Source organism: Streptomyces sp. SCA2-17, assembly GCF_044336695.1.
In genome coordinates this window covers 6,408,329-6,422,539 of the sequence record NZ_CP117521.1, presented here as the reverse complement: position 1 = coordinate 6,422,539, position 14,211 = coordinate 6,408,329, and the positions used below count along the sequence as shown (strand labels likewise).

General features: G+C 73.5%; 12 protein-coding genes. 11 read left to right on the top strand and 1 reads right to left on the bottom strand.

The window, feature by feature from the left end; all coding sequences use genetic code 11:
• Positions 1 to 364 precede the first annotated feature (364 nt).
• The 11 genes from PS271_RS28480 (at position 365) to PS271_RS28430 (ending at position 12,981) form a co-directional block, all read left to right on the top strand.
• Entirely contained in the window at positions 365 to 532 is a 168-nt protein-coding gene (locus PS271_RS28480; protein WP_356286570.1) for a hypothetical protein, read from the top strand.
• Positions 533 to 664: 132 nt separating this feature from the next.
• The gene (locus PS271_RS28475) at positions 665 to 2,224 is read left to right on the top strand and encodes a radical SAM protein (protein WP_398385841.1); all 1,560 of its coding nucleotides are present in this window, start codon (positions 665 to 667) and stop codon (positions 2,222 to 2,224) included.
• A 13-nt stretch (positions 2,225 to 2,237) separates the two neighbouring features.
• On the top strand, positions 2,238 to 4,070 hold the full coding sequence (locus tag PS271_RS28470) for a carbamoyltransferase C-terminal domain-containing protein (protein WP_398385839.1): 1,833 nt from the start codon (positions 2,238 to 2,240) through the stop codon (positions 4,068 to 4,070).
• A 65-nt stretch (positions 4,071 to 4,135) separates the two neighbouring features.
• On the top strand, positions 4,136 to 5,026 hold the full coding sequence (locus tag PS271_RS28465) for a phytanoyl-CoA dioxygenase family protein (protein WP_398385837.1): 891 nt from the start codon (positions 4,136 to 4,138) through the stop codon (positions 5,024 to 5,026).
• A gap of 55 nt (positions 5,027 to 5,081) precedes the next feature.
• A complete protein-coding gene (locus PS271_RS28460) occupies positions 5,082 to 6,395 on the top strand; it encodes an MFS transporter (protein ID WP_398385835.1) in 1,314 nt (437 codons plus the stop codon).
• Complete coding sequence (locus tag PS271_RS28455; protein ID WP_398385833.1) at positions 6,376 to 7,305, top strand: NAD(P)/FAD-dependent oxidoreductase; 930 nt, start codon at positions 6,376 to 6,378, stop codon at positions 7,303 to 7,305. Before PS271_RS28460 ends, PS271_RS28455 begins: the two co-directional genes overlap by 20 nt.
• Before the next feature lie 59 nt (positions 7,306 to 7,364).
• On the top strand, positions 7,365 to 8,285 hold the full coding sequence (locus PS271_RS28450; protein ID WP_398385832.1) for an SGNH/GDSL hydrolase family protein: 921 nt from the start codon (positions 7,365 to 7,367) through the stop codon (positions 8,283 to 8,285).
• A gap of 145 nt (positions 8,286 to 8,430) precedes the next feature.
• Positions 8,431 to 10,266, top strand: a complete 1,836-nt coding sequence (locus tag PS271_RS28445; RefSeq protein WP_398385830.1) for a carbamoyltransferase family protein — start codon at positions 8,431 to 8,433, stop codon at positions 10,264 to 10,266.
• A 25-nt stretch (positions 10,267 to 10,291) separates the two neighbouring features.
• Complete coding sequence (locus PS271_RS28440) at positions 10,292 to 10,498, top strand: hypothetical protein (RefSeq protein ID WP_398385828.1); 207 nt, start codon at positions 10,292 to 10,294, stop codon at positions 10,496 to 10,498.
• Between the two features lie 44 nt (positions 10,499 to 10,542).
• Positions 10,543 to 11,646: a PP2C family protein-serine/threonine phosphatase gene (locus tag PS271_RS28435; RefSeq protein ID WP_398385826.1), complete on the top strand. Its 1,104-nt coding sequence runs from the start codon at positions 10,543 to 10,545 to the stop codon at positions 11,644 to 11,646.
• A 387-nt stretch (positions 11,647 to 12,033) separates the two neighbouring features.
• Complete coding sequence (locus PS271_RS28430) at positions 12,034 to 12,981, top strand: MBL fold metallo-hydrolase (protein ID WP_398385824.1); 948 nt, start codon at positions 12,034 to 12,036, stop codon at positions 12,979 to 12,981.
• Between the two features lie 67 nt (positions 12,982 to 13,048).
• Here PS271_RS28430 and PS271_RS28425 read toward each other — a convergent pair whose 3' ends face one another.
• On the bottom strand, positions 13,049 to 14,119 hold the full coding sequence (locus PS271_RS28425; RefSeq protein WP_398385822.1) for a hypothetical protein: 1,071 nt from the start codon (positions 14,117 to 14,119) through the stop codon (positions 13,049 to 13,051).
• Positions 14,120 to 14,211: the final 92 nt, after the last annotated feature.

Below are 14,211 nucleotides of genomic sequence, written 5' to 3'. Positions count from 1 at the left end.
CGGCACGGGAAAAAAGCGGGCCACAGATCATGTGAGGATCCGGGTCGGCATATCGATCGCCTCGTAACGAGCGGTAAGGCCCTGGCAATTGATCCATGCCATGCACATGCGTATGCGAAAAGGCCCCCGGCGGCGGCGTTTTCCGCATATCCCCTGGTGACGCCGGAGATTCGCACTCCCCGCACGGCCCCCCACTCCGCTCTCGAACAGGAATCCACACCGTTCATGCGCTAATACCAGCGGACCGGATCAAGTAATACGCTCCGAAAAAAGTGGCCGGAACGAATATCCCCCGAATCAGCCGGGCCATGATTCGCTGACCGCGTATGCACGCATACTGCCGGACCACGGCGAGGAGAGACTGATGGCCGAAGTCAAGAAAATGATCACTCCGACGCCCACGGCGTCGTCGCGCCCTTGCGGGTTCGTCTCACCCGACAAGGGCAACGCCCCGACGATCACGCCGGTACCGAAGGCGGAGTCGGTCCGCACGGACGTCGCCGAGACGAAGGAACCGGTCACCCCTGCCTGACCATCCCGGCGCACCGGTTCCGGCGGGCCCGCCGCGACGCACGCCCGCGGCGGGCCCGTTCCACGGGCGCGCGCCCCCGGCCGGCGTCCCGGCCCCGTTCGATCCGCACCGCTTCCAGGAGGAAGTCCACCGATGTCGGCTCCGGTTTACCAGTCCTCCCGCTACGTCCGTACGATGCGCACCGCCCGGGACCGCGACTTCGCGCGGTTCGGCGGCCGGCTCGACGCCTACGACGGCACCGAGCGCACGGTGGCCTTCCACTCCCTCTTCGGCAACGCCCGCCTGGTGGACCGCGATACGGTCGAGCTGCTGCGCGAGGCCGCCGGCGGCCTCCCCCTGGACGCGCTGCGCGCCCGCGCGGGCAGCGAGACCGTGGACAGCCTCATCGAGGCGAAGTACCTGGTGGAGGCCGGCCACGACGAGGCGGCGCAGATCGACGAACTCCTCGCCGCCCGCGGCGAGGCGCTCAGCAGCGGCGTCTTCCACTCCTCGATCCAGCTCGTGCTGACCAACGCCTGCAATTTCTCCTGCCAGGGCTGTTTCGCGTACAACTTCGACGGCGGCGTCGAGGAGCGCAACACCTCGGGCGAGTCCGTCAAGCCCGGTCCGGTCCTCGTCCAGCTGCGCACGGCGCGCGGCGACAGCGGGCCCACGCTCGCCCGCGGCGACTGGAACGAGGGCACCGACGGCGCCCGCAACCCCTCGATGCACATGTCCCCGCAGGTCGCGGAGAAGACGCTGCGGGAGGCGGTGGCGCTGCGCAAGGCCAACGGCGGCGGCGAGCTCACGGTGTCGTTCTTCGGCGGCGAGCCGACGCTCGCACGCAACACGATCCTGCACATCCTGCGCACCTTCGGGCACTTCTACGACGGCGTGACGCTGTCGTACGACATGACGAGCAACGGCTCGCGCATCGACGACGAGCTGCTCAAGGCGCTCGCCGAGTACCGCGTCTCCACCACCGTCTCGATCGACTACCTCGTCCCCGAGACCGGGGAGTTCCGCGGCGGGCAGCAGCAGCGCACGCCGTGGCCGGTGGTGCGCAAGGCCATCCTCGACATGAAGGCCGCGGGCGTGCCCGTCGCCATCACCACCGTCCTGTCGCAGTACACCTGGGACAAGTGGGGCACCCCGCTGATCGACTTCGTGGCCGAGGCCGGCCTGGACTCCCTGGACGTGATCGTCTCCTTCCAGGCGCGCGAGTTCTTCGAGCAGCACAGCCCGCACGACGTGGCGCAGAAGCTGCTGTCCGCCGTCGACTACGGGCGCGAGCGCGGCGTGCAGCTCAGCGGCTACTGGTACCAGACGTTCCAGATGATCGCCGACGAGGCGAAGTGGGCGGCCCAGGCGGACTACAAGACCTGCCCGGCCGTGGGCCGGCAGCTGTCCATCGAGCCCAACGGCAGCGTGTTCGCCTGCAAGGCGACGGCCCGCAAGCTCGGCACCATCGACGACTGGCGGGGCGTGTTCAACTCGGCGGCCTACCGCGACTACGGCATGCGCGCCTACACCAACGGCCCCGGCTGCCAGGGCTGCGAGCTGCAAGGCACCTGCTCGGGCGGGTCCGCGGGCGCGCTGGAGGAGGAGAACGGGTCGATCCAGGTGATGTCGCCGGGCTACTGCGCGTACATGCGCGAGGTCGTGCAAGGGCTGCTGGAACGCCACCACGCCCAGGTCTGCGCGGGCGTCTGAAGGGGCCCGGCAGATGCCGACGATCGGTCTGAACTTCGGGCACGACGGGGGTGCGGCCCTGGCCCAGCCCCCGGGGATCCACGTCATCGAGGGCGAGCGCCAGGTGGGGCTGCGCCACGTGTGCGGCGGCAACGCCGGGTTCGCGGCGTCGGTCGGCGACTGGGTGAACCGGCTGCACGCGCTGGCGCGCGGCCCGGTCACCGCGGTCGCCGTCGCCGACTGGTACACACCGGCGTGCCGGACCCTGCCCGGCGGGCTCGTGGAGCTCGTCTCCGAGGACATCACGTGGAGCCGGCCGGGCGACGCGCTGGCCACGTCCGTCCTGCGCCCGGTCAAGTCCGTGGACTGGCCGCTCGCCGACGGCCCGGCCGGCCCCCTGCCGGTGATCGCCGTGCGCCACCACTACGCGCACGCCGCCCTGGCCTACTACACCTCCGGGGCGGACAAGGCGCTCGTCCTCGCCCTGGACGGGACGGGCAACTACGCCGAGTGCGGCATGGTGTGCCTGGGCGACGGCACGTCGCTGACGCCCGTCCTGTCGTTCAGCAACCGCACGGGGCCGCGCTTCGGACTGGTCTACGAGGCGCTGGCCCGCCGGGTGCACGGCGGGCAGTTCGACACGGGCAAGCTGCTGGGCCTGGCCGCCACCGGCACCGTCGACGCCGACCTCCTGCCCGTGCTGCGCGCGATGCTCGCCGGGGAGCGCGCCCGGCGCACCACGCCCGACCTGCTCCCCCCGCTCGGCGGTGAGGCGCCCGCCGGCAGCGCCCTGCGCTACGAGGACACCTGGTACCCGTACGACGAGGACGCGGGCGGCTACCTGGACGGCCTGCTGGGCGACGCCACCGACGACGACGTGGTGCACTCCTACGGCGGGGTGTTCCCCGACGAGATCCGCACCCCGCGCGGGCACCGGTTCCTCGTCGGGCACAGCCCCGGCGACCCGGTCTGCCGGAACCTGGCCGCTACGCTCCAGGCGGCCGTGGAGGAGGACCTCACCCATCTCGTCGCCGGACTGCACGCCCGCTGGCCCGGTCACCCCGTGCTCTGCTACGCCGGGGGCTGCGCGCTGAACATCACGGCGAACACCCGGATCGTGGAAAGCGGGCTGTTCTCCCGGGTGCACATCCCCACGTGCTGCGACGACTCCGGGATCGCGCTGGGCGCGGCGCTGGCCGTGGCCGCCCCGGAGGACCGGCCCGCGGCAGGTGAGCACCCGGGAGCGGAGCTGGCCTACGGCGGTCCGCCGCTGACCGCGCGCGGCCCGGTCGGCACCGGGCACACCCGTACGACCCTCGCGAGCGACGCCGCCCTGGCCGAGCACGTGGCCGGCATGCTCGCCGGGCGCAAGTGCGTGGCCTGGCTGGGCGGCCGGATGGAGACCGGGCCGCGCGCCCTGGGGCACCGGTCGCTGCTCGTCTCGCCGCACTGGGCCGGCGCCCGGCGCCACGTCTCGCAGACCATCAAACGGCGCGAGTGGTTCCGGCCGGTGGCGCCGCTGTGCCCGGCGGAACTGGCCGGCACGTACTTCGCCGGCCCGCTCGACCACACCGACACCATGCTGTTCGCGGTGCGCGTCCGCGAGGAGCACGCGGAGCGGCTCGCCGAGGTGCGGCACATCGACGGCACGGCGCGGTTGCAGACCCTGCACGCCGACCGGCATCCGCTGCTGCACCGCGTGTGCCACGCGCTGGCCCGCCGGACGGGGCTGCCGATCCTCATCAACACCAGCGCCAACGGCGGCGGCCGGCCCATCCTCAACGACCTCGGGGAGGCCCTGGAGCTGCTGGACGCGACGGCCCTGGACGCGGTCGTCCTGGCGGACGAGCGGACCGTCATCACCTGACCGGGAGCACACCGGCACCCCTGAGACCCGAACGTGAACCTGACCAGGAGCAAGGAGCACCGACCATGGCGAGGACCCAGCTCAGGGACATCCGCAAGAAGCTGCCGCTGCGCGTGCTGTCCCCCGAGGACTGGGAGCACTGGACCACCCGCGGGTACGTGGTCGTCCGGCAGGCCGTCCCCGCGGACAACGTCGAGCGGCTGACGCGGGCACTGTGGGAGTTCGAGGACATGGCGCCCGGCGACCCCGCCACGTGGTACGCGGACCGCACGGACAACCAGCGGCTGCCGGGCCACAGCGGGCTGGTGGAGATCTACAACCACCAGGCCATGTGGGACAACCGGCAGACGCAGCGGGTGTACGACGCGTTCGTCGACATCTGGGACACCACCGGCCTGTGGGTCGTGATCGACTTCGCCAACGTCAACCCGCCGAACCGCGGCAGCCGTGCGTTCGAGGGATTCGTCCACTGGGACGTCGACACCTCCCGGCGGCCGCTGCCCATCAGCTGCCAGGGGGTGCTCTCGCTCAGCGAGGGCAACGAGGAGATCGGCGGCTTCCAGTGCGTGCCGGGCATCTTCGAGAAACTGGACGCGTGGCTGGAGGAACAGCCCCCCGGCCGCGACCCGATGACGCCCGACATCACGGGCTACGCGGTGGAGACGCTGCGCGTCGACCCCGGCGATCTGATCATCTTCAACAGCCTGCTGCCGCACGGGGTGCGCCCGAACCGCTCCGCGGACCGGGTGCGTATGGCACAGTACATCTCCATGGCGCCCGCCCTGGAGGACGACGCCGCGCTCCGGGACAGCCGCGTACGGTTCTGGCGGGACCGCATCCCGCCGCACGAGCACGAGCACCACGGAAGCCCCCGCAAGAAGGAGCGCGAGCTGTACGGGCGCGCCGAGCTCACCCCGCTGGGCGAGCGGCTCCTGGGGCTCACGAGTTGGTCGTGACCGTGCCGGGCGGCGGGGCGGCGGTGCGCGGCGGCCGGACGCGGAGTGAAGTCCCTTGACCGAGACCGGGGCACCCGCCCGAACACCCGTGCTGGGCCGCCGTTTCCGCTGGCTGTGGTCGTCGTCCGTGGCGTCCAACGCCGGCGACGGCGTCACCCGCACCCTGCTGCCGCTGCTGGTGGTCGCGAGCCACCCGCAGCCGATGGTGGTGGCCGGGCTCACGGCGGTGAACATGCTGCCGTGGCTGCTGTTCGCGCTGCCCGCCGGGGTCCTGGCGGACCGTCACGACCGGCGGCGGATCCTGCTGTTCAGCAACGTCACGCGGGCGGCGGCGCTGCTGGCTGCCGTCGGGGCGTTCGCCGCGGGCACGTCGCTGGCCGTGCTGTTCGTGCTCTCGTTCGTCCTCGGAATCGCCGAGACGCTGGCGGAGACCGCGGCGCCCGCGATGCTGCCCGACATCGTGGCCTCCGAGCACCTGGAGCACGCCAACGGCCGGCTCTTCGCGCCGCAGGTCATCCTCAACGAGATGGCGGGCCCGCCGCTGGCCGGCCTCCTGGTCGGCGTCGGCGCGACGCTGGCGCTGGCGACGGGCGGCGCGCTGTACGGGCTCGCCGCGGTGCTGCTGCTGGGGCTGGCCGGCGTCAAGGCCGCCCCGCTCGCGGCGCCCCCGCCGGGGACGTCCGCGGCCCGGTCGCTGTGGCAGGACCTGCGCACGGGGGTCTCCTTCGTGCTCACCCGGGCGGCCCTGACCCGCACGCTGGCCGCCAGTGCGCTCTACGGCCTGGTGTACTCGGCGACGTTCTCGATGCTCGTGCTGCTGGCCTACCGCACCCTGCACCTGCACGCCACCGGCTACGGCCTGCTGCTGACCGCCGGCTCCGTCGGCTCGATCGCCGGGACGTGGCTCGCGCCCCGGCTCGCGCGGCGGCTGCCCACGCTCGTCCAGGCGCTGTGGTCGCTGATCCTGTCCGGCGCGGCCTACGTGGCACTGGGCCTGGCGGGGCACGTGGTGGCCGCCGGTGCCGCGATCTTCTGCAACGGCGTCTTCATGATGAGCTGGAACATCCCGGTGCTGTCCCTGCGCCAGCGGTTCGCCCCGCCGGAGCTCCAGGGCCGCGTGATGAGCGTGTCACGCCTGTGCTCGTGGGGAACGATGCCGATCGGGGCGGCCCTCGGCGGGCTGCTCGCCCGTACCACGTCCGTCACCACCGTTTTCGTCACGTCCGGGGCCGTCCTGATCGTGGGATCCGTCGCCCTGCTCGCACCGCTGCGCCAGGACGCGCTCGCCGGCGAACAGCCGGAGGCCGCCCGCGTGCCGCGGCAGCACACCGACACCGAAAGAGGAGAGCATGACCGCGGAACTGTATGACACCGTGATCGTCGGCGGCGGACCGGCGGGCCTCAACGCCGCGCTGTACCTGGGCCGTTCGCGCCGGCGCGTCGCGCTCGTCGACTCGGGCGACGCCCGGAACATGGCCGCGGGCGTCATGCACAACATGCTCACCAACGACGGTGTGACCATCGCGGACTTCCGCGCCCGCGCCCGCGCCGAGATCTCCCGCTACGGCGTGGAGTTCGTGGACGACGAGGTGATCTCCGTGGCCCCCGAGGGCGACCGTCTGGTGACCGTGGCCAAGCAGTCGGGGGCGTTCAGGAGCCGCACGGTGATCTACGCGGCGGGCGTGCGCTCGAAGGTGCCCGACGTGCCCGGGCTCGCCGCGCTGTGGGGCAAGGGCGTGTTCGAGTGCCCGTACTGCCACGCGTACGAGGTGCGGGAGGGGGACTTCGGCGTGTACGGCGGCGCGGTGCCCGGCGAGTGCCTCGCCGCGACGCTGACCGCGTGGACGTCCTCGCTGACCTATCTGTCGGACCGGCGGGAGCTGCCCGAGGAGGAACAGGGGTTCCTGGCCGCCTCCGGGGTGAAGGTCGTGCCCGACAAGATCGCCGGGGTGGCCGCGCACCCCGACGGGGTCGCCGTCGACCTGACGGACGGCAGCGTCCTCACGTTCGCGGCCCTCTTCCTGCACATGGACACCGAGCCGCGCGTGGAGCCGCTGCGGCCCTGGCTCCGGGCGGCCGACCTCACGGAAGTCCAGACGGACGAGCGCGGCCGGACCTCGCTCCCCCGTCTGTACGTGGCCGGTGACCTGGGCAAGAACATGCAGCAGGCGGCCATGGCCGCGGCCAGCGGCGGGCTCGCCGCCATGGCCGTCAACGCCGACCTGATCCGCGAGGACCGGCCCGGCGCGCTCTACGACCTGCCGCCCGCCGCCCACTGACGCGCCCGTACCGCACAGATCCGAGGCCGTCCCGGAAGACCCGAGGAGAGCCCTGCCCCATGAAGTCCCCGCGCGCCGAACTCGTCCCCCACATGGAGCACTACACCTTCGTCCTGGAGGACCAGCCGTACATCGGCTTCTTCCAGTACGGCAACGAGCGGACCCCGGTGTACTCCACCGACTCGTGCGGTTTCCGGGTCACCCACACGACGGACGGCACGGCGACGGTCGCCGACGGCCGCCCGCCGGGTCCCGTCCGGCTGCTGGCCGGCAGCTCCTCCGTGTTCGGCGTGGGGGCGAGCGGCGACCACGCCACAATCGCCTCGCGCCTGGGCAGCCGGCACGCGCCCGGGCCGCCGTGGCTGACCTTCGCGGGGCAGAGCCTGAACTCGGCTCAGGAGCTGATGCTGCTGACGCTCTTCCAGCACCTGCTGCCCGAGGTCGCGGAGATCGTCGTGTTCTCCGGCGTCAACAACCTCGTGCTCAGCCGGCTGCCGGCGGCACAGCACGGCCGGCACGGCGCCTTCTTCGAGTGCGGGCCCGCGCCGGACCCGTCCGGGGTGCCGGCCCCGGCCGAGCGCATCGCGCACGCCACGGCGCTGACGGTGCGGCACCTGGGCGGGTGGCGGCTGCTGGCCCGGGCGTTCGGGGCGCGGCTGACGTTCGTCCTCCAGCCGCTCGCGCCCTGGGTGCGGGAGGAGCCGGCGCCCCAGGAGAAGGCGCTGTTCGACGAGCTGGACGACGTCTCCAACTGGCGCCGGCTGCACAACGACATCGCCTCGATGGACGTCGGGCGGGCCTACGCGGCCGCCCTGCGCGAGGGCTGTGCGGCGCTGGAGGTGCCCTTCATCGACATGAACGCGGAGCTCGGTGCGGCGGCCGGGCCCGGAGACTGGCTGTTCGTGGACCGGGTGCACTGCGTCGACGCCGGATACGACGCGGTCGCGCGGGTCCTCGCCGGCCACCTGGGCACGTCTTAAGGCGAGGGGGGAGGGTTCGCATGGCACTGCTCCGCAGAGTCCTGGCGCGGCTGCTGCGCCTGCGTCTGCGCCGCAAGCGGGCGCTGAAGCCGCAGCCGGCGGACGACGCGTCCATCTATCCCATGTTCTGATCCGGGGGCGCCGCGTGACGCAGCTGGTTCTGGGTTTGTCGGCCTTCTACCACGACAGTGCGGCCGCGCTGGTCGCCGGCGGCGTTCCGGTCGCGGCCGCCCAGGAGGAGCGGTTCAGCCGCAGACGGCACGATCCGTCGTTCCCGCACGGGGCGGTCGGCTACTGCCTCGAGCAGGCGGGCGCGGAGCTCGGTGACGTGTCCGCCGTCGCCTACTACGAGGATCCGGCGCTGAAGTTCCGGCGGGTCCTCGCGACGTACGCGGGGGCCGCGCCGCACGGCCTGCCGTCCTTCCTCGACGGGCTGCCGGCCTGGCTCGGCTGGAAGCGGTCCGCCACGCGGGCCGTGCGCGAGCACCTGGCCGGCGCCGGGCGGCGGGCCGCGGTGCCGGAGGTCGTGGCACGGCGCCACCACGAGTCCCACGCCGCGTCCGCGTTCTTCGCGAGCCCCTATCCGGCGGCCGCCGTGCTGTGCGTCGACGGCGTCGGCGAGTGGGCGACGACCACGCTGTGGCAGGGCGCGGGGACCCGGCTGCGGTGCCTGGCCGAGCTGCGGTTCCCGCACTCGCTGGGGCTGCTGTACTCGGCGTTCACGTACTTCTGCGGCTTCAAGGTCGACTCGGGCGAGTACAAGCTGATGGGGCTCGCCCCGTACGGGACGCCCCGTTTCGCGCCGCTGATCAGGGAGCGGCTGATCGACGTCAAGCCGGACGGCTCGTTCCGGCTCGACCTGCGCCGGTTCGAGTTCCTGCGGGGCCGGGTGATGACCGGTGCCGCCTTCGAGCAGCTCTTCGGCGGTCCGCGGCGGCAGCCGGAAGGCCCGCTGACCGAGCGGGAGTTCGACCTCGCGGCGTCCGTGCAGCAGGTGACCGAGGAGGTGATGGTCAAGCTGGCGCGCACCGCGCGGCGGCTGACCGGGGAACCGCGGCTGTGCCTCGCCGGCGGCGTCGCTCTCAACTGCGTCGCCAACGGCCGGCTCCTGGAGGACGCGGGGCTGACGGAGCTGTGGGTGCAGCCCGCGGCCGGGGACGCCGGGGGCGCGCTCGGGGCGGCGCTCGCCGAGGCCTGCGAGCGGGGTGCGCCGCGGGTGCACGCGGCCGCCGGGCACGACGCGATGGCGGGCGCGCTGCTGGGGCCGGAGTACTCGGACGACGAGATCGGCGCGTATCTGGACGCGCACGGCATCCCGTACGAGCGCCCGGGGTTCGAGGGCGTGGCGCGGCGGGTGGCCGCCGCGCTGGCGGACGGGGCGATCGTGGGCTGGTTCCAGGGGCGGATGGAGTTCGGGCCGCGGGCGCTGGGGTCGCGGTCCATCCTCGCCGACCCGCGGGATCCGGGCATGCAGTCGGCGCTCAATCTGCGGACGAAGTTCCGCGAGTCGTTCCGGCCGTTCGCGCCCGCGGTGCTCGCCGAGGACGCGAAGGACTGGTTCGACCTGCGGCAGGAGAGCCCGTACATGCTGATCGTGGGCAAGGTCGCGGAGGCGCAGCGGCTGGCCGCGGACGTTCCCGGCGGGGTGGGCGGGCTCGACCTGCTGCACGTGCCCCGGTCGACGGTCCCGGCGGTGACGCACGTCGACGGTTCGGCGCGGGTGCAGACCGTGGACGGGCGGCATCCGCGGCTGCGGCGGCTGCTGCTCGCGTTCAAGGAGCGCACCGGGTGCCCGGTGCTGGTGAACACGTCGTTCAACGTCCGCGGCGAGCCGATCGTGAACACGCCGCGGGAGGCGTACGCCTGCTTCATGCGGACCAACATCGATCTGCTGGCGCTGGGCGGCTTCCTGCTGCGCAAGCAGGGGCAGCCGCCGTGGCATGAGGAGCGGGACTGGCGTGCCGGGATCCCGATGGACTGACTGCCGGGGAAGGAGGTGTGACGCCGTGCGGACGTTCCTGCTGACGGCGGTGTACTACCTGGTCGTCACCCCGTGGGGGTGGTGCCGGCGCAGGGTGCGCGATCCGCTGGCGCGGCGCTGGCAGCCGCGGGCGGAGACGTACTGGCACTTCGTGCCGGGGAGCGGGGCGAGTACGGGGTCCGGCGCGGACACGGGTGCGGGTACGGGTACGGGTACGGCCGGGAGGCGCTGACGGGTTGCGGGCGGGCCGGGTGTGGCTGATGGTGGACATCAATCATGACGCACGTCACCGGCCCGGACGGTCAGCCCCAGGCGCCGCGCCTGCCGCACCGCGCGCGGCTCCTCGTCGTGGCGGCGTACGTCCTGCTGACCGCGGCCGTCGCGATGGACCTGGCGGAGAGCCCGGAGTGGACGGTGTCCCCCGTCCTGGCCACCGCGCCCGTGCTCGCCAGCATCGGCACGCGGCGGCCGCGCGTCCCGCTGCTCGTCGGCCTGGTCGCGCTGGCCCTCGTCGCTCCGCTGGCCCTCGCCGACGACGAGGTCCCGATGCTCGTCCACCTGACGTCGGCGTTCACCGTGCTCGCGATCACGTGCGTCAGCACGGCGAACGTGGTGCTCGTCGCCACGCGCGAGCGGGAGCTCCTGGCGTCGCGGTCCGTGGCGGAGGCCGCGCAGCACACGCTGCTGCGGCCGCCGCCCGAACGGCTGGGCGGGCTGCGGGTCGCCGTGCGGTACCTGGCGGCGGCGGCCGAGGCGCGGGTCGGCGGCGATCTGTACGAGGCGCTGGTCACGCCCTTCGGGGTGCGGCTGCTCATGGGCGACGTGCGGGGCAAGGGGCTCGCCGCGATCGACACGGCGGCGGCCGTGCTGGGCACGTTCCGGGAGGCCGCGCAGGTCGAGCCGTCGCTGGCGGTGGTCGCGGGGCGGCTCGACGCGGCGATGGGGCGGCGGCGGCCGGGCGAGGAGTTCGTGACCGCGGCGCTGGTGGAGGTGGCCGGGCCGGGCAAGGCCGAGCTCGTGAACTGCGGGCACCTGCCGCCCCTGCGGTGCCGGCCGGGGCGGGCGGGCGGAATGGAGGTGGACGAGGTGCCCACCCACGACCCGCAGCCGCCGCTGGCGCTCCTCGGCCTGGCCGGCGGCACGTACCGGGGGCGGCCCTTTGCCTTCGAGCGGGGCGACCTCCTGCTGCTGTACACCGACGGGGTGACGGAGGCGCGGGACGCGGCGGGCCGCTTCTACCCTTTGGCGGACCGCCTCGCCACCATGCCGGACGCGTCCCCGGCGACCCTCCTGGACGGCATCGTCGCCGACCTCCTCGCTTACGCGGGCGGCGAGCTCTCGGACGACGCGGCGCTCCTCGCGGTGCGGCGGGAACACTGACGTACGGGGCGGTTCGGCACCGCCGGGAAGGTCGTGGTCGGCTGAGCGCCGCCGCGGCGGATTCAAGGGGGCGCGCACCCTTGAACCGGCGGCCGGGTCGGGGACGTTCCGGCCGCGGCCGGAGGATCGTGCCGGCCGCAGCCGAATCACGGGCCCGCAGGCCCAGGTCAAGGATGCCCGCATCCTTGGAGCCGCCGCCACGGCGCTCAGCCGACCACGACCTCCTCGGCGGTGCCGAACCCACCGCACGCCGGAACGGCACCGCCGGACACCTCGCCCGCGGCGGAGGAACACGGAGGTGCAGGGCCCCGAGGCACCGAGGCGTGTCAACACAATGCAGTTATCTGCCTCTTGGCGGTTCCGCCTCCGGTGCATAGCGTCATTGGCATGCAGACGATCACCTTAGGCGGAGTGGGCATCACCCGCGTCGTGGAATGGCACGCGCCGGTCGCCCCCACCCCCGCGATCTTTCCCTCCAGCACCCCGCGGATGTGGAAGGAGAACGAGTCGTGGCTGGCGCCGGACTTCTGGCGGCCGGCCACCGACCAGCTGGTGTGCAACGTGCAGACGTGGGTGCTGCGCAGCGAGGGCCGTACCGTCGTCATCGACACGGGGCTGGGCGACGACAAGGACCGCCCGCACATGCCGGACTGGTCGCAGTTGAGGACCGGCTACCTGGAGCGGCTCGCCGCCGCCGGGGTGCGCCCCGAGGACGTGGACGTCGTCGTCAACACCCACCTGCACGCGGACCACATCGGGTGGAACACCCGCCTGCGGGACGGCACGTGGGTGCCGACGTTCCCGAACGCGACGTACCTCGTCGCGAGGGCCGACTTCGACTACTGGGACCCGGCGGGGCCGCACACGCCGCGCGGCGTCCTCGGGGACCTGAGCCTGGCCGAGGGCATCGAGACGGTGTTCGAGGACAGCGTCCTCCCCGTACAGCGGGCAGGGCAGATGGTGCTGTGGGAGGGCGACACGTACCGCATCGACGCGGGCCTGACGCTGGAGGCCGCCCCCGGGCACACGCCGGGGTCGGCCGTCGTACGCCTGGAGTCGGGCACGGACCGCGCCCTGTTCATCGGTGACCTGGTGCACAGCCCGCTGCAGATAGCCGAGCCGGACTGCGACACGTGCCTGAGCGAGGACCAGGCGCAGGCGACCCGCTCCCGGCGGCGGATCCTGGAGGAGGCCGCCGACACCCGCGCCCTGGTGTTCCCGGCGCACTTCCCGGGCCACGGGGCGGCCGAGGTCCGCCGGGAGGGCGGCAAGTTCGCGCTGTCGCGCTGGGCGGCGTTCGACCGTACGGAGGACGGGGACCCGGGCCCGGCCTGACCGGGGTCCCGGTACGCCGACGGGCCGGCCCGGAAGGGGCCGGCCCGCGGATCCGGGGCGGTGCGCGCTAGCGGATGCCGAACGGCAGGTCCTGGTGGAAGAAGGACAGGTCGCCGTTGCCGACCGTCACACCCGCGTCCGCCCGCGACACGTCGCGGGGGGCCGACGCGGCGACGGCGATCCGCAGCCGGTAGGAGACCGTGGCGCCGGGGGCGAGCGGCCCCTTGGCGACGGGCAGGAGCGCCGCGCTCATGCCGGGGTCGCAGCCGCCGGCGACGAGCGGGACGCGCTCCCATCCGTGGCCGGGCCGGTACTGCTGCAGGACGAGGTCCTTGGGGGCCAGCGCGTGGCTGTTGCCGGTGCCGTAGGCGAAGTAGGAGGCGTACAGGGCGGGGTAGGGCCGGTCGGTGGTGTTCTTCACGGTGACCGTGAAGGGCCCGCCGGCCGCGCCGCCGCGGGTCAGCCGCTCGCCGCTGCGCCAGCCGCTGACGGAGACGTCGGGCCGGGTGGTCGTGGCGGTGCGGGCGGGGGCCTTGTAGGTGTGGCCCTTGCCGTCGTCGACGGACGGCGTGACGGTGAGGGTGCCCGGCCGGTCGAGGTCCTGGATCCGCAGCGCGACGCTGTGCGGGCGGGCCGCGCTCGCGTCGGCGGTGACCGGGAAGGTGAAGACGCCGTGGGTGTCCGAGCCGGTGGGGCTGCTCTTGAGGTCCGTCCACTTGTGCGTCGCGGGCACGTAGCGCTGGACGGAGAGGGAGTCGGTGCCGAAGCCGCGGCTGCGGACGTCGAGCCGGACGGTGCCCTTGGTGACGGGGGCGCGGAGGGTGACGCCGGAGCGCGACCACATGCCGATGGGCAGCTGGGAGGGCAGGCTGTAGGAGATCTTGTCCGCGGCGGTGCCGACCGCGGCGGCCGGCGGCTCGGCCGTGGCCGCGCGGGCCGCGGCGGCCGCGGCGGCGGACGGCTGTTTCTCCTGGTCGCTGCCGCAGCCCGCGGTGGCCCGCGGACCGCTGCCGGCCGGTATGGCCGTGGCCGTTCCGGCCGTCCCCGCGACGAGGACCAGGCCGGCCGCGAGGGCGGCCACCGATCCCATGACGCCCCGCACCGCCGGCGACCGCCGCTGCGCGACTCTTCGTGACATGTACCGCCCCCTGTTTCCGGGTTCGTACGCACACTCGTGCGTCTCCGACGTACGAGATTGCCTTCCGTAGCTGATGGTTCCCTGTGACACCG

Excerpts from the sequence above, each read along its gene's own strand:
- PS271_RS28425 (WP_398385822.1), bottom strand. The coding sequence starts at position 14,119 with ATGTCACGAAGAGTCGCGCAGCGGCGGTCGCCGGCGGTGCGGGGCGTC.
- PS271_RS28470 (WP_398385839.1), top strand. The coding sequence starts at position 2,238 with ATGCCGACGATCGGTCTGAACTTCGGGCACGACGGGGGTGCGGCCCTG.
- PS271_RS28480 (WP_356286570.1), top strand. The coding sequence starts at position 365 with ATGGCCGAAGTCAAGAAAATGATCACTCCGACGCCCACGGCGTCGTCG.
- PS271_RS28430 (WP_398385824.1), top strand. The coding sequence starts at position 12,034 with ATGCAGACGATCACCTTAGGCGGAGTGGGCATCACCCGCGTCGTGGAA.
- PS271_RS28435 (WP_398385826.1), top strand. The coding sequence starts at position 10,543 with ATGACGCACGTCACCGGCCCGGACGGTCAGCCCCAGGCGCCGCGCCTG.
- PS271_RS28475 (WP_398385841.1), top strand. The coding sequence starts at position 665 with ATGTCGGCTCCGGTTTACCAGTCCTCCCGCTACGTCCGTACGATGCGC.
- PS271_RS28465 (WP_398385837.1), top strand. The coding sequence starts at position 4,136 with ATGGCGAGGACCCAGCTCAGGGACATCCGCAAGAAGCTGCCGCTGCGC.
- PS271_RS28455 (WP_398385833.1), top strand. The coding sequence starts at position 6,376 with ATGACCGCGGAACTGTATGACACCGTGATCGTCGGCGGCGGACCGGCG.
- PS271_RS28450 (WP_398385832.1), top strand. The coding sequence starts at position 7,365 with ATGAAGTCCCCGCGCGCCGAACTCGTCCCCCACATGGAGCACTACACC.